Origin of the sequence: Endozoicomonas montiporae CL-33 (assembly GCF_001583435.1) — a bacterium.
In the GTDB taxonomy this organism is placed as follows: domain Bacteria; phylum Pseudomonadota; class Gammaproteobacteria; order Pseudomonadales; family Endozoicomonadaceae; genus Endozoicomonas_A; species Endozoicomonas_A montiporae.
Genome location: NZ_CP013251.1, coordinates 3,446,075 through 3,468,606, shown reverse-complemented (window position 1 = coordinate 3,468,606; position 22,532 = coordinate 3,446,075). Strand labels below are relative to the sequence as shown.

Genomic DNA, 22,532 nt, shown 5'->3' with positions numbered 1-22,532 from the left:
CCTTCGTTTAAGGTGCGTAACATCAGTGAATAATATAGGAGCGAAGGGAATTCGCCTTATTCTGTGTTTAATTTTATTGCACAGTACTTAAATCGACTTTCCGCTGCCCCACAGGATTCAGAGAGAGTACAAAAATATGAATTCAGGAGATTCTACGCCTGCTATTGGTGAGATCACAGCAGCATCAGGCAAAGTCATTGTCACAAAACCGGATGGAACCCAAAAAATTCTTGAACCAGGGGACAAGGTTTTTCTTAATGACCGGGTAATTTCAGAAAACGGTGATCCCGTTGTAATTACAACAGCCAATAACCAGGTTCTGGAACTGAGTGGTCAGCAACCGCTTGTACTGACTGATAGCCTGGTGTCCGGTCAGGATACTGAAACCGATGAAGAGCTGGCTGATGAAGATGTTCAGGATGCTGTTGCCGAAGGTGCTGACCCTAGTGTCGTTGCAGAAGCTTCTGCAGCAGGAGAAGAAGCTTCTGAAGAAAGAAGCCCTGACCAGACAGAGTCCCGGCGTGCTCCTCCGGACATGCCCGTTATCAGGCGTGAAAGTGATGCCCAGACAGATCAGGGAGCCATTGCGGAGTCTTCAGAGATCTTTGCTGCCAGTGACAACAGGTCTGCCAACACCACTTTTCAACAACAGGATCCCGAAGATGAGGCAGGGTCTACAGAGCCTGTCGTCATTTCTTACCAGCCTGTAGCTCAGGCATCCTCACTGGTCAGCAATGAAGATGCACCGGTCCTTCAGGGACAGTTGTATGCGACAGATAACAGTGGTGGTGCTGGCGGCACAATGACCTATTCACTGGTTTCTGCACCAGAAGCAGGCTCAATAACTATTAACAGTGACGGCTCTTTTGAGTTCAGGCCGGAATCAGACTTTGATTATCTGGCGGTTGGTGAAAACCAGATAGTTACTTTTGTTTTTGAGGCAATCAATTCACAGGGAAACATAAGTCAGGCATCCATTGATATCACGGTAGAAGGTGTTAATGATACACCTGAAGTGGAGGCCCCGCTTGTTCTTGATGCAAACCAGGATGACTCCGGCATTCGTCTGGATCTTTTGCAAAAAGCCAGTGATAAGGATCTGACCGATGAACTGTCTGTTACCAGCCTGCGCCTGGCTTCTGGTAATGAAGTCGGCATCAGTGTGGCTGAAGAAGGCTCAGAGCTGGTTATTGATCCGGCAGCTTATAACTACCTTGCCGTTGGAGAGACGGAAACCATTACCTACGAATACCGTGTCACGGATTCACAGGGAGATTTCATTACCCAGACCGCCACCATCACTCTGGCAGGAAGTAATGATTACCCGGTGGTTCAAGATGCAATTTTATTGAGAACTGACCAGGGTTCGCTATCACAGAGTATTGATTTACTGGCAGGTGCCAGCGATGTTGATAAGACCGACACCTTAAATGTTGTGAATCTCCAGCTCACTGCCGGTGATCCGGTGGGGATCAGTATCTCGGAGGATGGCAATAGCTTGTCGCTGGATTCATCCGCCTATAACCATTTGGCGGCAGGAGAGTCGGAAACCCTTGAATACAGCTATCAAGTCGATGACGGTCATGGGGGAATGGTTAGCCAGACTGCGTCAATGACAATTGAAGGTTTCAATGACGCACCCACCATCAGCAGCGCCACCGACGTGGCCGGGGCGGTGGCCGAGCTGGGCGACGGCGCCGCGGGCGAGAACAGCAGCCAGCTGACCGACACCGGCTCGTTCACCGTCGCCGATGTCGACCTGGCGGACCAGCAGAGTGTCAGTGTCAGTGCGGCGGCCAATGGCTACCTGGGCAGCCTGAGCGCGACCGTGGCGGACGACACCCAGGGCGACGGCAGTGGCCGGGTCGACTGGCAGTTCAGCGTTGACGACGCCGACCTCGACTACCTGGCGGCGGGCGAGACCCTGACCCAGACCTACACGGTCACCGTCGACGACGGCCAGGGCGGCAGCGTGGACCAGGCGGTGACCGTGACCATTACCGGCAGCAATGATGCGGCGGTGATCACTGGCACGGACACCGGCAGTATCACCGAGGATGCTGGCAGCACCCTGACGACCACGGGCAGTCTGAGTGTGACCGATGAGGACAATGGCGAGGCCAGCTTTACCAGTGAAACCGTCACCGGCACCTACGGCTCGCTGACCATGAACACCAACGGTCACTGGAGCTACTCGGCGGACAACAGCCAGTCAGCCATCCAGGCGCTGGGTGACGGTGACAGCCTGACCGAGACCCTGACGGTGCAGTCCCTGGACGGCACCACCCACGATATCGTCATTACTATCAATGGCAGCAATGATGCGGCGGTGATCACTGGCACGGACACCGGCAGCATCACCGAGGATGCTGGCAGCACCCTGACGACCACGGGCAGTCTGAGTGTGACCGATGTGGACAATGGCGAGGCCAGCTTTACCAGTGAAACCGTCACCGGCACCTACGGCTCGCTGACGATTGATAACAACGGCCACTGGAGCTACTCGGCGGACAACAGCCAGTCGGCTATCCAGGCGTTGGGCGACGGTGACAGCCTGACCGAGACCCTGACGGTGCAGTCCCTGGACGGCACCACCCACGATATCGTCATTACCATCAATGGCAGCAATGATGCGGCGGTGATCACTGGCACGGACACCGGTGCGGTGACTGAAGACGATGCTTCCACACTCACTGCCTCCGGTACCCTGGCAATCAGCGATACCGACACTGGCGAGGCCAGCTTCACCGGCGAGACCCTCACCGGCACCTATGGCTCGCTGACCATGAACACCAACGGTCACTGGAGCTACTCGGCCGACAATACCCAGTCGGCCATCCAGACGCTGGGTGACGGTGACAGCCTGACCGAGACCCTCACGGTGCAGTCCCTGGACGGCACCACCCACGATATCGTCATCACCATCAATGGCAGCAATGATGCGGCGGTGATCACTGGCACGGACACCGGCAGTATCACCGAGGATGCTGGCAGCACCCTGACGACCACGGGCAGTCTGAGTGTGACCGATGTGGACAATGGCGAGGCCAGCTTTACCAGTGAAACCATCACCGGCACCTACGGCTCGATGACGATTGATAACAACGGCCACTGGAGCTACTCGGCGGACAACAGCCAGTCGGCTATCCAGGCGTTGGGCGACGGTGACAGCCTGACCGAGACCCTGACGGTGCAGTCCCTGGACGGCACCACCCACGATATCGTCATCACCATCAACGGCAGCAATGATGCGGCGGTGATCACTGGCACGGACACCGGTGCGGTGACTGAAGACGATGCTTCCACACTCACTGCCTCAGGTACCCTGACGGTCAGCGATACCGACAATGGCGAGGCCAGTTTTACCAGTGAAACCGTCACCGGCACCTACGGCTCGCTGACCATGAACACCAACGGTCACTGGAGCTACTCGGCGGACAACAGCCAGTCGGCCATCCAGGCACTGGGTGACGGTGACAGCCTGACCGAGACCCTGACGGTGCAGTCCGTGGACGGCACCACCCACGATATCGTCATTACTATCAATGGCAGCAATGATGCGGCGGTGATCACTGGCACGGACACCGGTGCGGTGACTGAAGACGATGCTTCCACACTCACTGCCTCCGGTACCCTGACGGTCAGCGATACCGACAATGGCGAGGCCAGCTTTACCGGCGAGACCCTCACCGGCACCTATGGCTCGCTGACCATGAACACCAACGGTCACTGGAGCTACTCGGCCGACAATACCCAGTCGGCCATCCAGACGCTGGGTGACGGTGACAGCCTGACCGAGACCCTCACGGTGCAGTCCCTGGACGGCACCACCCACGATATCGTCATCACCATCAATGGCAGCAATGATGCGGCGGTGATCACTGGCACGGACACCGGCAGCATCACCGAGGATGCTGGCAGCACCCTGACGACCACGGGCAGTCTGAGTGTGACCGATGTGGACAATGGCGAGGCCAGCTTTACCAGTGAAACCGTCACCGGCACCTACGGCTCGCTGACGATTGATAACAACGGCCACTGGAGCTACTCGGCGGACAACAGCCAGTCGGCTATCCAGGCGTTGGGCGACGGTGACAGCCTGACCGAGACCCTGACGGTGCAGTCCCTGGACGGCACCACCCACGATATCGTCATTACCATCAATGGCAGCAATGATGCGGCGGTGATCACTGGCACGGACACCGGTGCGGTGACTGAAGACGATGCTTCCACACTCACTGCCTCCGGTACCCTGGCAATCAGCGATACCGACACTGGCGAGGCCAGCTTCACCGGCGAGACCCTCACCGGCACCTACGGTTCGCTGACGATTGATAACAACGGCCACTGGAGCTACTCGGCGAACAACAGCCAGTCAGCCATCCAGGCGCTGGGTGACGGTGACAGCCTGACCGAGACCCTCACGGTGCAGTCCCTGGACGGCACCACCCACGATATCGTCATTACTATCAACGGCAGCAATGATGCGGCGGTGATCACTGGCACGGACACCGGTGCGGTGACTGAAGACGATGCTTCCACACTCACTGCCTCAGGTACCCTGACGGTCAGCGATACCGACAATGGCGAGGCCAGTTTTACCAGTGAAACCGTCACCGGCACCTACGGCTCGCTGACCATGAACACCAACGGTCACTGGAGCTACTCGGCGGACAACAGCCAGTCGGCTATCCAGGCGTTGGGCGACGGTGACAGCCTGACCGAGACCTTGACGGTGCAGTCCCTGGACGGCACCACCCACGATATCGTCATTACCATCAATGGCAGCAATGATGCGGCGGTGATCACTGGCACGGACACCGGTGCGGTGACTGAAGACGATGCTTCCACACTCACTGCCTCCGGTACCCTGGCAATCAGCGATACCGACACTGGCGAGGCCAGCTTCACCGGCGAGACCCTCACCGGCACCTATGGCTCGCTGACCATGAACACCAACGGTCACTGGAGCTACTCGGCCGACAATACCCAGTCGGCCATCCAGACGCTGGGTGACGGTGACAGCCTGACCGAGACCCTCACGGTGCAGTCCCTGGACGGCACCACCCACGATATCGTCATCACCATCAATGGCAGCAATGATGCGGCGGTGATCACTGGCACGGACACCGGCAGTATCACCGAGGATGCTGGCAGCACCCTGACGACCACGGGCAGTCTGAGTGTGACCGATGTGGACAATGGCGAGGCCAGCTTTACCAGTGAAACCGTCACCGGCACCTACGGCTCGCTGACGATTGATAACAACGGCCACTGGAGCTACTCGGCGGACAACAGCCAGTCGGCCATCCAGGCGCTGGGTGACGGTGACAGCCTGACCGAGACCCTGACGGTGCAGTCCCTGGACGGCACCACCCACGATATCGTCATTACCATCAATGGCAGCAATGATGCTCCCACCGCAGCGGACAACAACCTCAGTCTTAGTGAGGCGGGACAACATACCTTTACCCACGCTGAATTCGGGTTCGGCGATGTGGATTCCGGGGATAGCCTGGCCTCTATTACATTGACAGCACTGCCCGCTACGGGAAGCCTGACGCTGAATGGTAGTGCTGTCACCATTAACCAGGTCGTCAGTGCCAGTGATATTGCCAGTCTGGTATTTACTGCTGATGCCAGCATCAGTGGTAGTCACCACGGCGGTCTGGGCTTTAAGGTGAGTGATGGTACACTGGAGAGCAGCATCCATACCATTGACTTCTATACACCACCCAAAATTGACTCGGTTGAGCTTGATGGCAGTTTCCAGCCTGTGATGACCGGTACCGGTCAGCCGGATGCCACTCTCAATTTCACCATTAACAGTAACAGCTACAGTGCAACGGTTGGCAGCGATGGTAACTGGAGCTTTACGCCCTCACTGACATTGAATAACGGTGATCCGCTGAATATCAGTGTCACATCAACGGAAGCTGGCGGTGTGGCCAGCTCTGCCACCACCTACAGCGCGGATGTCAGCCGTGGGGATGCACAGGATAATACTGTAACCGGTGGCAGTGGTATTGACTTGATCTACGGTGAAGCAGGCGCAGATGTTCTGAGGGGGGAAGCAGGCGATGACCGGTTCACTGGTGGTGCCGGCAGGGACCGTCTGGTCTGGCAGGCTGGCGATGAAGGTACTGCGGCAGCTCCGGCTGTTGATCGCATTACTGATTTTTCCGTCGGTGCCGGTGGCGATATTCTCGATTTGCACGCCCTGCTCACTGGTGAGGAAAACACTACGGCTGACCAGTTTATCCAGTTTCGTCTGGAAGGTAGTAATACCATAATTGATGTCAGCACTACTGCCGGTGGTGATGTGGTGCAGCAGATTGTTTTGGAAAATACTGACCTGTCGTCCCTGGGCAATACGAATCAGGAAATCATCGAGCAACTTCAAAGTGATGGGCAGTTGATCCTGACCCGCACCATTGCGATAGATGACAACATAATGGGCGATAACCAGATCAGTGCTGCCGAAGAAGCTGCCGTTCTGATCTCTGGTGTGGGCGAACCCGGAGCTTCCATTCAGGTCGTTATAGAGGACTCTTCGGCTGCCACTGTCTCTACGAGCATCACGGCTGATGTGGATGGCACCTGGAGCCTGACAGGCAGTGAGCTGGATGTCAGCACCCTGTCTGATGGCGAGTTGGATATAACGGTTACCCAGACCGACAGTGCTGGTAATGTCACAACGGACACTTCAACCGTCACCTTCTCCGGTACTGCTCCTATGCTGTCCTCTGCTGAAATCGTAGCCAACACCCAGAACCTGGTACTGACTTTCAGTGAAAATATGGACAGGGATAGTATTCCTGACCTTGCCGACTTTGATGTGGCCATTGATGGCAGTGCAGTCAATATTCTTAATGTCTCTTACCTCAACGATACCCAGATTCGCCTTAGCCTCGACACAGCGGTCACGACAGGGGGTGCTGTTGAGCTTGATTATACACCGGGCAATAGTCCCATACAGGAACAGGTGGGGATTAATCCTTTTGCGGCATTAAGCAGTTTCTTTGCCACAGTGACCCCCGATGTTTCCGCCCCGGTTCGCCAGGACATGACAGTGGAGGGCGACCAGCTGGTGATTGATTACAGCGAGGACCTTGATCCAGCCAGTGTTCCCGATGCCAGTGCATTCACTGTGTCCCTGGTGGGCGGTGGCAGCCGTACCGTATCCAGCGTCAGTATTTCCGGCAGCCGGGTGACCCTGACCCTCGACAGTGCAGTGGCCGATGCTGACATTGTCCGGTTGTCCTACAGTGTGGCCGATGCCAGCAATAATGGCGGAGGTCCGGTCCAGGATGACCAGGGCAATGACAGCAGCGGCTTCAGCAATACAGTGGCTGAAAACAATACTGATACATCCGTACCGACCCTCAACAGTGCCTTGGTGGATGGTGACACCCTGACCCTGACCTACTCGGAAGACCTGAATGAAAGTGCCAGCCTGACGGGCATTCTTGACGTTGAGGTCGCCGGTACCAGCAGATCGGTCAGCAGTGCCACGGTCAGTGGCAACCAGGTGACCGTACAGCTGGCCAGTGCAGTGGCAGACGGGGAATCGGTAACCTTCAGCTATAGCCCGTCAAGTCTTGATAGCGGCAGCAACAATGACCGGATCGAAGACCTGCGGGGATTTGATGCCGCCGCCCTCAGCCATGGCGATGTAACTGTCACTAATATTACCGACACCATCTCGCCCAGCCTCTCGGGTGCCGAGGTCGATGGCGATACGCTGACCTTAACTTTCAGTGAGGAACTTAATCACGATGCCACCATCAACCCTTCCCTGTTCAGCATTTCTGTAGACGGGCAGAGTGAACCGGTCAGCAGCCTTGCCATCAATGGTCGACAAATCGTCCTGACCCTCTCCGGAGCCGTCACAGACGGGCAGGAGGTCTCCCTGGACTACAATCCGCCCTCCGCTGACAGTGCCCCGGACAATGACCGGGTTGAGGACCTGGTGGGCAATGACGGGTCGACGGTTTCGAGTTTTTCTGTCACCAACTTGACCAACAGCGAGGGCAACCCCGAAGTATTGCGCCTCTACAGTGATGACCCGGATCAGTGGTATCGCGATGGTGATACCATTACCGTCAAGGTGCAGTTCTCCGAGCGGGTCGAGGTGACCGGACAGCCCACCCTGCAACTGGAAACCGGTACCGTGGACCGGCTTGCCTCCTACAGCGGTGGTTCGGGAACGGACACCCTGTTGTTTACCTACACGGTAAATAATCCGGATGAATCCGCCGACCTCAATGCGTTATCCACTTCGGCACTGGATTTGAACGGTGGCACGATCACTGACCTGTTGAACAATAATGCCGACCTGCTTCTGCCGGCACTGGATTCTTCGCAAGCCCTTGCCCAACAGGGTGACATCAGGATTGATACCGTATCACCCACTGCCGGGATCAGCAGCAGCTCGGCCAGTTCGGCCGGGATATTGGTGTTGTCGGGCAGTGGTTTCAGCTCGCTGCTCTCGCCAGGCGAAGCGACGGATACGGACCTGACTGGAAGGCTGGACTGGTCAAAACTGTCCTGGCGTGTTGTGGACAACAGTGGCAGTCATACGGATATCGGCTTCACCCGGTCGGATATCGACTCGGCACTGGCGGTGAATGACCAGCAACTGACCATCAAGATAGGTGCCGGCAAGCTGTCGACCCTGCGCGCGACTTCAGGCTTTGGCAATGACAACGGTCAGGACCTGATCCGGATTACCAGCGACGGCTTCTTCCAGGACGCAGCCGGTAACACCATGAACGACAGCAACAGTGCGGGTGTGGAAATTTTTATCTTGCCCCCTGACGGCATTGCCCCAACAGTCACCGGCATCACCAGCCTGACGGCGGACGGGGAGTACGCGATTGGTTCCGTTATCCGTTTGCAGGTAAGCTTTGACGAGGCTGTGGAGGTGACAGGCATGCCGGTACTGTTGATGGGGACCGGTGACAATATCACCGCCGCCCGGTTCAGCTCCGGCTCTGGCACCCAGGAACTGGTGTTTGAGTATACCGTGCAGGTGGGGGATGAGGCATCGGACCTGGATGTACTCAGTGCCAGCGCCTTGCAACTGAATGGTGGCACCATCAAAGATCTGTCAGGCAATGCGGCGGTGCTGGCGGTGCCTGTAGCGGGCAACAGCGACTCGCTGGCCGGCCAGAGCGACCTGATGATTGATGGTACGGCTCCGGACGTCTCGATTACCGGCGTGAACCTGGCTCCCGATGGTGTGGACGACCAGAAGCTGACGATCATTGGCAGCGGTTTTGATACCTTGCTGGGCAGTGGTGAGTCTGCAGGCTTGAGCTTGCAGGGAGATGATCTGTCACGCTTTGACTGGAGCCGGCTGACCCTTGGGCTGAGGCAACCTGATAACAGCGTTGACAGCGTTAGCCTTGAGCAGTCCGACATCCGCTCGGTAGTGATTAACAACAACCAGGTGGAGATTGTTATTGACGAGGGCGTTAACAAGGTGCTGGATAATAACGGTTTCAGCACCACCAATGGCGACATGACCCTGAGCCTTGCCGAGGGCTTTATGGCAGACCGGGCGGGCAACCGCTCCACTACCGATGCCCTGACGGATGAAGCGGTCAGCGTCACCACTAACGGTGCAGCGGTGGTCAGTGTCAGTGCCGATACTGCCGACGGTAACTATAATGACGGTGACGAGATTCTGATCCGGGTCCGGTTCAGCGAAAAAGTCACACTGCAGAACTACGACGCCAACAATGACCCGCTGCTATTGTTGCTCAATGACAAGCTGCCCAGTCAGGGCGACCCTTATGGTGGTAATGCAGGCTATGTCTCCGGTAGCGGTACCCGGGAATTTGTGTTCCGGCATACGATAACCGCCGGGGAAAACATTGATGACCTTAACTACCGGGATACCAGTTCGCTGACATTCAGTAACAGTTTGTTCGGCCTTCCGGCAGCCAGCTCCCTGGTCAACGGTGCCGGAAATAACGTTACCCTGACCCTGCCCGCCACAGGCAGCGCCGAATCCCTGGCGGCCAACAGCCAAATCGTGGTGGATACCGATGCCCCGGCAACGACCATTTCCGGTGCTGCCTACGACGAAAGCAACAACCAGCTGTTGCTTCAGGGTGCAGACTTTGACCAGCTGTTGAACAGTGAAGAAAGTGCCACGAGTGATATTTCTGGCCGACTGGACTGGAGCAGACTAGTCATTGACATCGACGCGGATGGAGACATCACCCGTAACATCACTTTTTCTGGGGACGACATTGTCTCGGCCAGGCTGGCGGGCAATAACATGTTGACCATCCAGCTTGACGATGCCAAGGCCGCCGAGCTGGAGGGTGCTTTTGGCTACAAGGGAGCCGCAGACGGCCTTGATATCCAGGCCGGTTTTTTGCGGGACCTGGCGGGTAACGAGAGCTCCGCCTCGACCAGTGACCTGACTCTGGACTATGCCGACAGTGCGGCCCCGACCGTGGTGCGGGTGAGTCTGGAGGAACCCGGCAGTTACAAGCCGGGGGATGAGGTAGTGATTTTGCTGGCGCTGAGTGAGGTGGTGAACATCACCGGAGTAAACGCCAACGATGACCAGACCAAACCGAGCCTGCTGCTGGACAATGGCGCCACGGCGTATTACGAGAGTGGTGCCGGCAGCGATACCTTGAAGTTTATCTATACCGTCAGTAACAGCAACAGTGAAACCAGTGGCGGCCTGAATTACAGTGCCACCCATTCGCTCTCCATTCCTGCAGGTACGATGGTCATTGACAATGCCGGGAACGGGATGATAACTACCCTGCCGGCAGTGGACAGCAGCGATGCGCTGGCACAGACGGGCACTGCCATTGTGGATGTGGCAGCACCGGAAATCCAGCAAATCAGGAGCCTCACGCCGGACGGTGACTACAACGAAGGGAAGCTGATTCAGATCGAAGTCGCCATGAACGAGGTGGTCGATGTAACCGGTGCCCCGGTCCTGAATCTGGACAGTGGAGGCCAGGCCACCTACGCCAGTGGCTCCGGAACGGATCGCCTGATTTTTAATTACTTGGTTTCGGGGGGGGAAAATGAGACTGACTTGGATGTATCAGGTATTTCACTGTCAGGTGCCAGCATACAGGACCGGGCCGGAAATGATCTGGATACAACGAGCCTGCCCACTGGCAACGATATTAATTCGCTGGCCAGTCAATCGGATATTCAAGTCGATACTACCTCTCCCCAATTTGATATAGATAAAGTCCGCTACCGAACAGACGCTTTCGTCATTGACCTGGACTATGACCACAGTTTCTTGACTCAAGGGGAAAATCTTGCTAGCCAATACGATATTGATTGGTCAAAAATGGTTCTTTCAGGAACGGACGACTTCGGTAATCCAACAAGCTACTTTTTTAAGGATAACGACATTGATAGCTTTATAGTTCACCCCAGCATGACTAGTAGATTAGTTCTAAAGCTCACGGACTCTGGCTTGGAAAACTGGATAAGCTGGGAGGGTTACTCGTATTTCGCTAACTATATAAATGGCAAGGGAGACAATCAGGACATGGACATCCAGATTGATGCCGGATGGTTGGCAGACAGTGCTGGTAATCTTTCAACCTTCCAGGTTTCAAAACAAGCTTTGTATCAGGATTCATGGGATGGCTCTAATTCAAAAGTTGCAACTGAATTGAAAGATATTAATTCAACCTCTGAAAGTGGTATCTATAAGGCAGGTGACGTTATTAATATCACCGTTAGTTTCAATCAGAAGGTGATTGTGGATACCACCAGCGGCACGCCGACCTTAACCCTGAACAATGGCCAGACGGCAACCTTGGTGGAATCAGGTGGTACTAAGGCCAGGGTCTTTAATTTTTCCTATACCGTCCAGGCCGGGGACTCGGTGAATGATCTGGATGTTGTCAGTATCAACAACAACGGTGGCCGCTTTTACGGGGGCGGTGGCCCTAATAATGGCACCGTGGATGTGTCTTCCGCTGTTGTGAGCAGTCTGGACAGTGAAGACACACTGGCCGGAAGCAAAGAGATTCATATTGATACTACCGCTCCGGCCACGACGATATCATCGGCCCAGTATGATCCCGATACCAATATGCTGGTACTTGATGGGGTAGGCTTTAATGGTATTCTCAGTGCCAACGCCCCGGCGGACAGCACCGAATTAAGGCTGGTGCTGGACTGGAGCAAGTTGAGTTACCAGGTGAATGGCTCGCTGACCGAGAGCTTCAGTGAAGACGATGTGCTGTCTGCCAAAGTGGTGGATAACAGCACACTCATTATTGAGCTGGCAGCGTCCAAGGCTGAGAGTATCGAGACCAACTCCGGTGGTGATTACAGTAACGATGAAGTGGATATTGCGGCCGGATTTATCAGGGACCTGGCTGGTAACGTGGCGACTACGGATGCCCTGTCTTCTGGCAGCGTCAGTGAATCGGACCTGAAAGCGCCTGATTTGACTTCATCCCTTGCCTCAAATAATGAGCTGGTACTGGGTTTCTCTGAAGTCCTTTCCGGCTCGCCTTCGACCTCTGACTTTAGTGTCAGGGTTGATGGCAGCAACCGGCTGGTGACTAATGTCAGTGTGAATGGGCAGGAAGTCACCGTGACCTTTGATGGTTCGCAGATCGATAACTCAGGGCAACTGCTGTTCAGCTACACCGGCAGCAGCCTGAGCGACAGTGATGGCAACGCAGTGAGTGCCATCAGTGACCGGATGGCGGGTTTCAGCCATGCTTCCGGTAATGCCCTGGATACCCTGATTGGCGATATCGGGGACGATATTTTCACCATTGACCATGACGACGTCACCGCTACCGGGGGCCTGGGTGCCGACACCTTTGATTTCAATGCCAGCGGCACAGCGCAAAACCCCTCTGAACTGATTATCACCGATTTCAATACCGATGAGGGCGACATGCTGAAGCTGGATGATATTCTGGTGGATCCCAATGACGACCTTGATGAGCATTTCCATTTTGTCAGCAGTGGCGATGATACCGTGATGGAGATCAGTGACACCGCCAATGGCGATGTCACGAAGAAAGTCACTTTCAAGGATGTTGACCTGTTTGCTCTGGGTAGCACCGATGCCGATATTCTTAATCACCTGATGAATAACAACAATCTGGATCACGGCTCCAGCAGTTAGTGACTCCCGCACAGTAAAAAGCAATGGTGCCCTGAACAACCCGATGATGTACTGGTGAATGAAGTTAAGTATTAACGACAATATTTATCTTTCATTTCGCGGCTCAATGGTTGTTCATAGGGACGACATTAAGCGAAAGGCCTTGGCAAATAAGGCCTGCAGATAGGCTCACAGGTGACAAGTCTTGCAAGGGCTTTCGCTCAGGTCACATTATACCCGTGACCATTGAAGATGCTTGATTTTTCAGTACTTTTTTAACATTCTTCGCTCATGCCCAAAATCATCCTGACTGATCAGCAAAAAGCAGCTCTGGAATCCCGCCATAAAAAGTCGCAGGATGCCCGAGAGTGTGACCGTATAAAAGCAGTTTTGCTCAGATCTGAAGGTTGGACTCCGTCTTCTATCGCACAAGCCTTGAGAAAAAGTGAATTCACTATTTGTCGCCACCTTGATGACTATCTGAAAAAGGAAAAACTAAAGCCTGACAACGGTGGTAGCGAAAGCTATTTGAATGATGAACAAACCCGGCAGCTAATCGAGCATATTTCTGAACACACCTATGCTCATACGCATCAGATCGTCGCCTACATTTCTGATCGCTGGGACATCAAATACACCGTATCAGGTCTGAACAAGTGGCTGCATCAGAAAGGCTTTACCTATAAAAAACCAAAAGGCGTTCCGCACAAGACTGATGCTGACAAACAAGCTGAATTTGTCAAACACTATGATGCCCTGAAGGCCTCATTACCAGAGGATGAAGTGTTGCTGTTCATGGATGCAGTTCATCCAACACAGGCCACCAAAATCACTTCAAGATGGATTCGCAAAGGGGTTGATAAGATCATCAACACGACGGGGAGCCGTACCCGATTAAACATTGTTGGCGCCATTGAACTGAACAATCTATCTGCCGCTGTTTTCGATCAGTTCAAGACCGTCAACGGCGAAGCGATTATCAAGTTTTTCAGAACAGTTCGGGCATCCTACGCATCCATGACAGTCATCCATATGGTGCTTGACGGTGCTGGTTATCATCGTTCAAAAGAGGTGGTAGAGGAGGCGGAAAAATTGGGGATAAAACTACATTACCTACCACCTTACAGCCCAAATCTGAACCCGATTGAGCGATTATGGAAGGTGATGAATGAATATGCTCGGAATAATGAATACTTTGCCAAGGCTAAAGAATTTCGAGAAAAGATTAATCATTTTCTGGACGTTACGTTACCTGAAATTGGTGCTTCGTTAGTCAGCAGAATTAACGATAATTTTCAGAGGCTAAATCCTGCATCTTGAATTCACTTGGGTATATATGGCTCAACAGCAAAGTTCATGTTTATCCCAGTCATAGCTGTAGGCCTTGATTACCAAAGGATTGCTCTTAATGTCGTCCCTGTGAATGGTTGTTTAGGAATAGTCTAAAAATAACTTCCGCATTTCCGTCATTTCCACGAAGGAGGCTGTTGCAAAAGCCCTACTTCGCTGGCGAAAACAGTCTCAGCACAAAATGCTGTAATTTTATACAAATTTCTGCCTGAGGCTGTCTAATCCAAGGCTCTTATCGGATTCCAGACTGCTACGTAACCAGCAAGCTGATTAATGGTTGAAGTAACCCTTTACCCCGGATTCCGGCGTTATGAACGAACTCAAAGAAGCCGAGGTACAAAGGTAAGCTTTCCTGAGAAATCCCCCTGTGAGGTCTGAGCCATGAACGGAGCAATGACCAGAAGCCTTCCATGGTGTTTACGTGTACTTCATAAATACCATCCTTGTCATCATCCCGGGCGTACTCGCTTTTACCATGACAGACAGATTTATGCCTGTAACCCCACTCTTCAAGGGAGTTGTAAATGCTGTATTCATCAGTGTAAGTTTGGGTTCCCTTGGCTACATGCTTCGTAATGAAAGGCTTTATGGTGGCTTTTCGAACATTATCCAGCATGTTGATAATGACCTGACCTCCTCGCTGAATCATTCCCAGAACGGGAGGCTTGTCTTTTTCGAGAGTTCCTCTGCCCGGAGCTCCTTTTAATCTTCTTTTTCGGGGAGGGCGCGATAGATTTTTTTAAAGCTTCAGGATGTCCTTTGTGACCTGCGACGATGTACACTTCGTCGAACTCTACCCCTCCCTCAAGAGTAATGTCAGGCTTGCGTTTAACGACAGAGGTTCGCAACAAGGTTGTCATTACATGTACATCACTCAGTGAAAGGTCAAGTTCTTTAGAAATCTGGCTGTTGGAAACATTGAGTCCCATCAGGTACAGACAGGAAACCCACACCTTAAGAGGCTGATGATGCCCAGCAAAGACAGTATTAGTCAGGTCATCAAAGTAGCGGTCACAATGTTTGCATTGATAGTGTTGGCATTCAGTTTGTACCGTGTCATGCCCGTTCTTTTTTACATGGCCTGAATCACAATGGGGGCAATGAACCACCCCGTCAGGCCAGCGGTTTTCACGGATCATTTCAAAGCAAGTTACATTGCTGATGAGTTCTGAAATTTTACAAATATTCACTGCGTGATCAGCCATTCGCAAGATTTTGATGAAGTGTAGCTCAGCAGTCTGGAATCCGATAAGAGCCTTCAGGTTATGCAAACTACTGGTTGATAATTAGCCTGAATGTTTAATGGGCATTATTAATCTGTTTAGTCTGAGTGCCAGTATTATCAATGGCTTTGGGCAGTAGTTTGCTTTTTTAGTTGGTTTCTGGAGGTAAGTACAGTGACTGAATAATGCTATTTTTAGTCGGTAGTAGTGTATTTATTTTCATTTGGGAAGGTGCAAAAACAGTGCTTTTTCATGAATAAAAAAGCACCTAAACAAAGGTGGTCAAAGTGTAACGGAATCTTGCGGATCATTGTGTTGTGTTTATTTTTGATAGAACTGTTTCGAAACGTCAGATTCAGGATCGGGATAAACTGAAAATCGTAGCCAGCTGCAAACACTCTTCAATCACGATTTTTCGCATGAACTGGTGCAGTGGATCATTCTCGCAGCGTGGATGCCACAGGGCATAATTAGGCACTGGCTCCATTTGCTTCAGTTTGTGGAAGTGTAGCCCCGGAGTGCTGTCCAGAGTGTATTTGTCTGCCTCCGAGCAAAAGGCAACACTTTCCGATCCCGGTATGATTTCTTTTAACAGATTGAAAGACTGGGCAATAAAACTGACGGTTCGCTTAAGGTTTCTGGATTCCAGAATTCGGGTTAATTGATGTTCAATACTGCCTTTTGGGTACCGTTGTATGGTGGGGTAATTGAAAATATCTTCATAGCTGAAGCCGGTTTCCCGTAGAGGATGACTTTCATCCATCACAAGGTAAGTCGCCATGCTGGTGATAAACTGGCTGTTCAGTTCGGGCAAATTTTCCGGCAGGTTGTAGATGGCGATATCAGCCTGCTCTGTTGCCAGTGCTTCAGTAATCTCATGCTGTGCGGGAACGTGCTCGATGGTAATGGAGGGAGCTTCTGTCCTCAGACGGGTTAACAGACGGGGAATCAGTAATCCTGCCCCAATGGGGTCCGTCATTATCTTATAAGTTCGGCTTTCGGTCAGTGGGTTAAAAGGTTTGTCAAAAAGGGTATCCTGAAGTGTTGATAGGCTGTCGTGTAGTTTGTTGTTGATACTCGTGGCTCTGGAGGTGAGTGCATAGCCTTTGCCAGACTTAACCAGAAGCGGATCGTCCAGTGCTGTCCTGAGCTTTGCCAGATGGTAGCTGACGTTTCCCTGTCGCATATTGAGCTGCCTTCCCACCTCGGAAAGGTTGCGGGTTTCCAATAGAATATCCAGAACCAGAATGGATTTCAGCTCCAGCTTGTGTAGCTTTTCATAGACACTTGGCGACATAGAATGAGAGTGTACGTGAGATAAAAAGGTATGATTCTACTGATCAATACACATTCATTCTAATACAGAAAAATTGATGCAATGTATTTAATCTACAGAAAATAATGTTGCGTTTTTTCGATAAAAAAAGTCTGATGTCGTTTATATAAAGTAATTAGTTTTTATATTGATAAAATCGCCTGAAATTATCCAATTTATCTAAAGAATATTTTGTTTTTCTTTTTATTCAGTTTTTTCGTGATTTGACTCGTTTGTGACTCGTTACTTGGAACTGCAAATTTGAGCAACTACTGGTCATGTCGGGGGTGGGGTTGTCAGGTTTTGTAAAGAAATATTACTCTTATTTACAAGGCGGTGTTGGCGACAGGCTGTTGCCTGTCGCTTTTTGCTCGGATCAGGATGATTTGAGGCCGGTTATCTTCTTGCCGTTTACTTCGCCCTCAGCAAACTCTATAAGATACTCTGATTCATCTTTTTGATGGAACTTGACCAGAACATAGTCCCAGTCTTTAGCGAACCAGATCCATGTTTGTCGTTTATTGTTGTCACGTTTTATCTTGACCCTTACCGTGTTCAGCTTGCCTGCGTCGGTTTCGAGTACTTCTTCACCTTCAATAATAAATTCCCTTTCGTAGACTTCGTCATCATCAATCACGGGGTATCGAAGGTCGGTTTTTCCTGCTGCCAGATCCAGCCCGAGCTGGTACTGGTAGGAGAGTTTATCCTGAGCGTTGGCTGGGAAGGTAACCGGCAGGTCTTCGTGATCCCATTTTGCCTGCATGGTTTTCCAGTCGAAGGTGGCTTCTTCGGGTTTACTGCCAAATAGACCACCACGTTTATAACGGTACTGAAGGGGCTTTACCTGACCTTTATTTATGGTGAAACGGGTGGTTTCCATCAGGCTGACAACGCTGGCATCGGCACCAAATTCCAGAATCCATTCGTTATCCTGTTGGGTCAGTGAGCGGGAACCCCTCGCCCTGAAACCGCTGTAACGGGTACTGTAATGGGCAGTAAACGGCTTTGGTTGTATGGTTTGTGCTGGGACAGTGGCCTCGGGTTTGCCCGGAGCTGCGCCAGTTTGAGGCTGAGAGGCGGCAAAGGTATGGGGTGCTGCCGCCAACAGTAAAGAGCCAAGGAGGGGTAAGCTCTTCAGGGTTTTATTAATAATCTTTGACATTGTCGGTCCAGATTTTCTTCCTGCACTGAATATCCTTGTTTGGGCAGGGGTTGATTGTCAAGGCACACTTTAGAGTTCTTAGTGCTGATTCGGCCAGAACTGAGCCAGTCTAAAGCCAAAGGGTAGATTTTTTTCTCCATGGCTTTAACGCGTTGCTCAAGGCTTTCAATGGTATCAGCCGCATTTATTGGCAGGGATGCCTGCAGGATATTGGCACCACTGTCGAGTTCTTCTGTGACAAAATGAACCGTTGTTCCATGCTCGTTATCATCCGAGTCGAGAGCGCTTTGATAGGTTTTCAGCCCTTTGTGTTTTGGTAACAAAGAGGGGTGAATGTTAATGAGTTTGCCTGAAAAATACTGAACAAATGCAAGGGTAAGAATACGCATATAACCTGCCAGCACCACATAATCCGGGTTTAACGGCTTGATGACCTGAAGCAGGTGTTGGTCGAACGCAGTCCGTTCTGCAAAGTCGTTGTGATCAATAATGTGGTTCGGGATGTTGGCGCTGGCGGCCCGCTTTAGTCCATACGCATCAGGGCGATTGCTGAACACCGCGATGATTTCATAATGAGCGTCAGGTTGATGGTCAATCAGTGCCTGCAAGGTGCTGCCATTTCCAGACAACAGTACGACAATGCGTTTGCGACTCATGGTGATGGCTCTTTATTGTAATGGCTATTGTGTTTCGGGTATTTGTGTAGGTTGGGAATCACTTCGTTCGTCCCAACCTACGTATTAAGGTTATTGAAACAGTGTGTCAGGCAAAACTATCGATAAACAACCTGTTCGCCTTCACCTGCTTCCATATGACCTATGACAAAAGCCTCTTCACCCAGTTCGTTCAGTCGGGCAACGGCCTGGTCTGCCTGCTCTGCAGGTACGCAGACGATTATGCCGACACCGCAGTTGAAAGTCAGGTACATTTCTGACTGGGCGATGTTTCCACCTTTTTGCAGGAAGCGAAAGACTTCCGGAATGTCCCAGCTGTCGGTGTTGATGACTGCGCGGCAACCTTCAGGTATTACCCTTGGCAGGTTTTCAGTCAAACCGCCCCCGGTAATGTGTGCCATGGCGTGAACCGGCATTTCTTTGCACAGCTGCAGCAGGGATTTAACATAAATACGGGTAGGTGCCAGCAAAGCTTCAGACAACGGCTTGCCATCCACGGTCTGGTTCAGGTCGGCGTTGGTGACTTCCAGAACTTTTCGGATCAACGAGTAACCGTTAGAGTGCGGGCCGCTGGATTTCAGGCCGATCAGTACATCGCCGGCGGCGACTTTAGAGCCGTCGATAATGTCTTCTTTTTCCACAATGCCGACACAGAAGCCCGCCAGATCGTAGTCTTCGCCCTGGTACATGCCGGGCATTTCAGCTGTTTCACCACCAATCAGGGCGCAGCCTGACTGTTCGCAGCCATTGCCAATGCCGGTGACGACCTGTTCTGCGACATCGACGTTCAGCTTGCCTGTTGCGTAATAGTCGAGGAAGAACAGAGGTTCGGCACCGCAGACCAGAAGGTCGTTGACACACATGGCCACCAGATCGATGCCAATGGTGTCGTGCTTTTCAAGGTCCATGGCCAGCTTCAGCTTGGTGCCAACGCCGTCAGTACCGGAAACCAGAATGGGTTCTTTATAGCCTGCAGGAATCTGGCAAAGGGCGCCGAAGCCGCCCAGTCCACCCATGACTTCCGGGCGTCGGGTGGCCTTTGCTACGTGCTTGATACGTTCAACCAGTGTGTTGCCTGCACTGATGTCTACGCCTGCGTCTTTGTAGCTTAGAGAGTTTTCAGAAGAATCGAGGTCGATTTTACTCATAAGAGGTGGTTCCGCACCTGTCGATGTAGAGGGTCAATGATCAGAGACGGCATTCTAGCGTAAAGCTGGGCGATGTTGCGAGTTTTTACCTGTTGTGTGTCGGTTTGTTATGGCAAAATCACCTTTTGATAAGTTTTCAGGGTTCCAGACATGTCGTTAGCTGTCATGGCTTCTTGTGTGGTGAAAGGTTTGAAGTTTTCAGGAAGTCCGATGTCGGGGCTTACCCGCCAGTCATGGATGTTAGTGGTGTGTTTGCTGCTGTCTGCGGTGTTGATGCCCGGTCAGTCCCAGGCTTCCCGTGGCAATGACCTGTATCAGGTGGAGGTGCCTGTAGACAGTCAGGGCAGCAGCGATCGAAATCGGGCAACGTCCAGGGCGATGTCAGAAGTGCTGGTACGGGTGACCGGGCAGCGTCAGACGCTGTCGAATCCGGCGGTGAAAAGTGCGCTTCAGAAAGCGACCGGTTATCTGCAGGGCTTCAGTTATCGTCGGGATGAAGCAGATGGGCAGCGTCAGTTGATGCTGGTGACCCAGTTCGATGAGAAGGCCATTTCCCAGCTGCTGCGAAGCAATGGTCTGGGTATCTGGGGTGGCAATCGTTCGACGACCCTGATGTGGCTTGCTATTGATGACGCCGGACGTCGTCAGATTCAGAGCAGTGGCTCGCCATCGTTACTGTCTGAATCCATTAATCAGGTGTTTGAACAGCGGGCTTTACCATTGATATTTCCGGTGATGGATTTTGACGATAACCTTGCTATTAGTGCAGTGGATGTCTGGGGACTGTTTTCCAGCAAACTGACCGAAGCCTCTGTCCGTTACGGTTCTGAATCGATACTGGGTGGCCGGCTGTCGGTGCGCAAAACAGAGAAGGGTGCGCGGTACAATGGCCGTCTGATGTTGTTGTTCCGGAATCAGCGTTTTGATGCCAGCGTTGATGACCTGAGTGCCCGGGGGGTTGCTCTGGCGATGGCGGACCTGGTGGGCAACACACTGTCGAGACACTATGCCGTCATTGCCGGAAACAGTGAAAACCCCATTTTACTTATTGATGGCACTGGCAGTACTCCGGCGTATGCCGCAGCCATTGCTTATGTTGAAGGGCTGACGGCTGTCAGGAATGTTATGGTGAAGCGGGTGCTGGGGGATCAGCTGGAGCTGGAGCTGACGATTGACGGTACTGTTGATCAGTTGTCCGACTCTATAGCCCTTGGGCGGCAGCTACAAAAGCTTGAATCCAATGATCAGTCAGTAACAGGCAGTGGCGAGAGTGTTCTGCATTATCGCTGGCGGGGACGATAACAAGAAGCTGACGACAGTCAACAAATAACAAAAATAATGTCACAGGACTGGGTATGACCATACAACAACGCTGGATGCTGGCCGGTGTGGCATTGGCCACAGGCGTAGTCATTCATTTTCTGAGTCCGATTCTTGCGCCTTTTATGGTCAGCCTGGTGCTGGCCTATCTGGCAGATCCGGTGGCTGACAGGCTGGAAAAAATGGGCATGAGCCGGTCTCTGTCGGTGACGGTGGTCTTCCTGGCTTTGTTTATGGCCGGTCTGCTGATGTTGCTGGTGTTGATTCCGGCGTTGTTTCATCAGGTTAAAACGGTGGTGCAGCTGCTACCGGTCTGGGAAGCCTGGGTGCGTAACAATCTGGTACCTGAACTGCTGTTGTATATCGATGTTGATCCGGAGTGGTTTGACCTTAGTGTGGTGGTCAGGCAGCTGGCCACGGAGTGGCAGCAAACCGGTGGTATTATTGCGGATCTGAGTCGTAAGGTAACAAGCTCAGGGCTGGCGATTGCCGGTTTTGTTGTTAACCTGTTTCTGGTGCCGGTGGTCACGTTTTATCTGCTCAGGGACTGGGACAAAATGATGCTTCACCTTCGGCTGATGATGCCTCTGAACATGGAGTCAGAGGTGGTCAGTTTGTCAAAAGAGTGTGATGAAGTACTGGGAGCCTTTCTAAAAGGGCAATTAATGGTTATGCTGGCGCTCGGTGTAATTTATGGCGCTGGCTTGTGGCTGATCGGTCTGCAGTTCGCTATGCTGATTGGTCTGTTGGCAGGGCTGGCAAGCATCATTCCCTATATGGGCTTTTTTGTCGGTTTTGCCACGGCGATCATTGTTGCACTGTTTCAGTTTGACCAATACTGGGCTTTACTGGCCGTGACGGCTGTGTTTACCGTGGGGCAGATGCTGGAAGGCTATGTCCTTACGCCATGGCTGGTTGGGGATAAAATTGGTTTGCACCCGGTCGCTGTTATTTTTGCCTTAATGGCAGGTGGACAGCTGTTTGGTTTCATTGGCATGCTGATTGCACTGCCACTTGCTGCAATTATTATGGTACTCTTGCGTCATCTGCACCGGAATTACAAGGCAAGTGACCTTTATCATGCGGGCGAGCCTGGTGAAATGCCTGAGGAGTGAGCCATGATGGGTGTAACAGAATACCTAACACCGGTGCCAGAAAAGTCAGGGGCTGTAGCGTTATTAATACGTTGCCAGTCTTTGTGAAATACA

9 protein-coding genes and 1 pseudogene are annotated in these 22,532 nt (G+C 52.3%); 4 read left to right on the top strand and 6 right to left on the bottom strand.

Features of this window, described 5'->3' with window-relative positions; genetic code table 11:
- Positions 1 to 136 precede the first annotated feature (136 nt).
- Complete coding sequence (locus EZMO1_RS26275) at positions 137 to 13,153, top strand: retention module-containing protein (protein WP_061509577.1); 13,017 nt, start codon at positions 137 to 139, stop codon at positions 13,151 to 13,153.
- Between the two features lie 270 nt (positions 13,154 to 13,423).
- Complete coding sequence (locus EZMO1_RS15850; protein WP_061509575.1) at positions 13,424 to 14,452, top strand: IS630 family transposase; 1,029 nt, start codon at positions 13,424 to 13,426, stop codon at positions 14,450 to 14,452.
- Positions 14,453 to 14,732: 280 nt separating this feature from the next.
- Here EZMO1_RS15850 and EZMO1_RS27385 read toward each other — a convergent pair.
- The 6 genes and pseudogenes from EZMO1_RS27385 to purM all read right to left on the bottom strand — a co-directional run.
- Positions 14,733 to 15,149 (bottom strand): annotated as a pseudogene (locus tag EZMO1_RS27385) (IS1595 family transposase); the annotation flags it as partial.
- Positions 15,088 to 15,621 carry an IS1/IS1595 family N-terminal zinc-binding domain-containing protein gene (locus EZMO1_RS27380; protein WP_236631949.1) on the bottom strand — a complete coding sequence of 178 codons (534 nt, stop codon included), beginning with the start codon at positions 15,619 to 15,621 and terminating at the stop codon, positions 15,088 to 15,090. The gene EZMO1_RS27380 and the pseudogene EZMO1_RS27385, both read right to left, overlap by 62 nt.
- A 439-nt stretch (positions 15,622 to 16,060) precedes the next feature.
- Complete coding sequence (locus EZMO1_RS15840; RefSeq protein ID WP_034872366.1) at positions 16,061 to 17,002, bottom strand: LysR family transcriptional regulator; 942 nt, start codon at positions 17,000 to 17,002, stop codon at positions 16,061 to 16,063.
- Positions 17,003 to 17,396: 394 nt separating this feature from the next.
- Positions 17,397 to 18,182 carry a DUF3108 domain-containing protein gene (locus tag EZMO1_RS15835; protein ID WP_051789208.1) on the bottom strand — a complete coding sequence of 262 codons (786 nt, stop codon included), beginning with the start codon at positions 18,180 to 18,182 and terminating at the stop codon, positions 17,397 to 17,399.
- Positions 18,155 to 18,838 (bottom strand): phosphoribosylglycinamide formyltransferase, encoded by a 684-nt coding sequence (gene purN, locus EZMO1_RS15830; protein WP_034872368.1) that lies wholly within the window; start codon positions 18,836 to 18,838, stop codon positions 18,155 to 18,157. Before purN ends, EZMO1_RS15835 begins: the two co-directional genes overlap by 28 nt.
- Positions 18,839 to 18,954: 116 nt before the next feature.
- Positions 18,955 to 20,004, bottom strand: coding sequence for a phosphoribosylformylglycinamidine cyclo-ligase (gene purM, locus EZMO1_RS15825; protein ID WP_034872370.1), 1,050 nt, complete (start codon positions 20,002 to 20,004; stop codon positions 18,955 to 18,957).
- A gap of 210 nt (positions 20,005 to 20,214) precedes the next feature.
- Between purM and EZMO1_RS15820 the strand changes: the two genes are divergently transcribed.
- A complete protein-coding gene (locus EZMO1_RS15820) occupies positions 20,215 to 21,306 on the top strand; it encodes a DUF2066 domain-containing protein (RefSeq protein ID WP_222842125.1) in 1,092 nt (363 codons plus the stop codon).
- Positions 21,307 to 21,359: 53 nt separating this feature from the next.
- Positions 21,360 to 22,439: an AI-2E family transporter gene (locus EZMO1_RS15815; RefSeq protein WP_034872381.1), complete on the top strand. Its 1,080-nt coding sequence runs from the start codon at positions 21,360 to 21,362 to the stop codon at positions 22,437 to 22,439.
- The last annotated feature ends 93 nt before the right edge of the window (positions 22,440 to 22,532 follow it).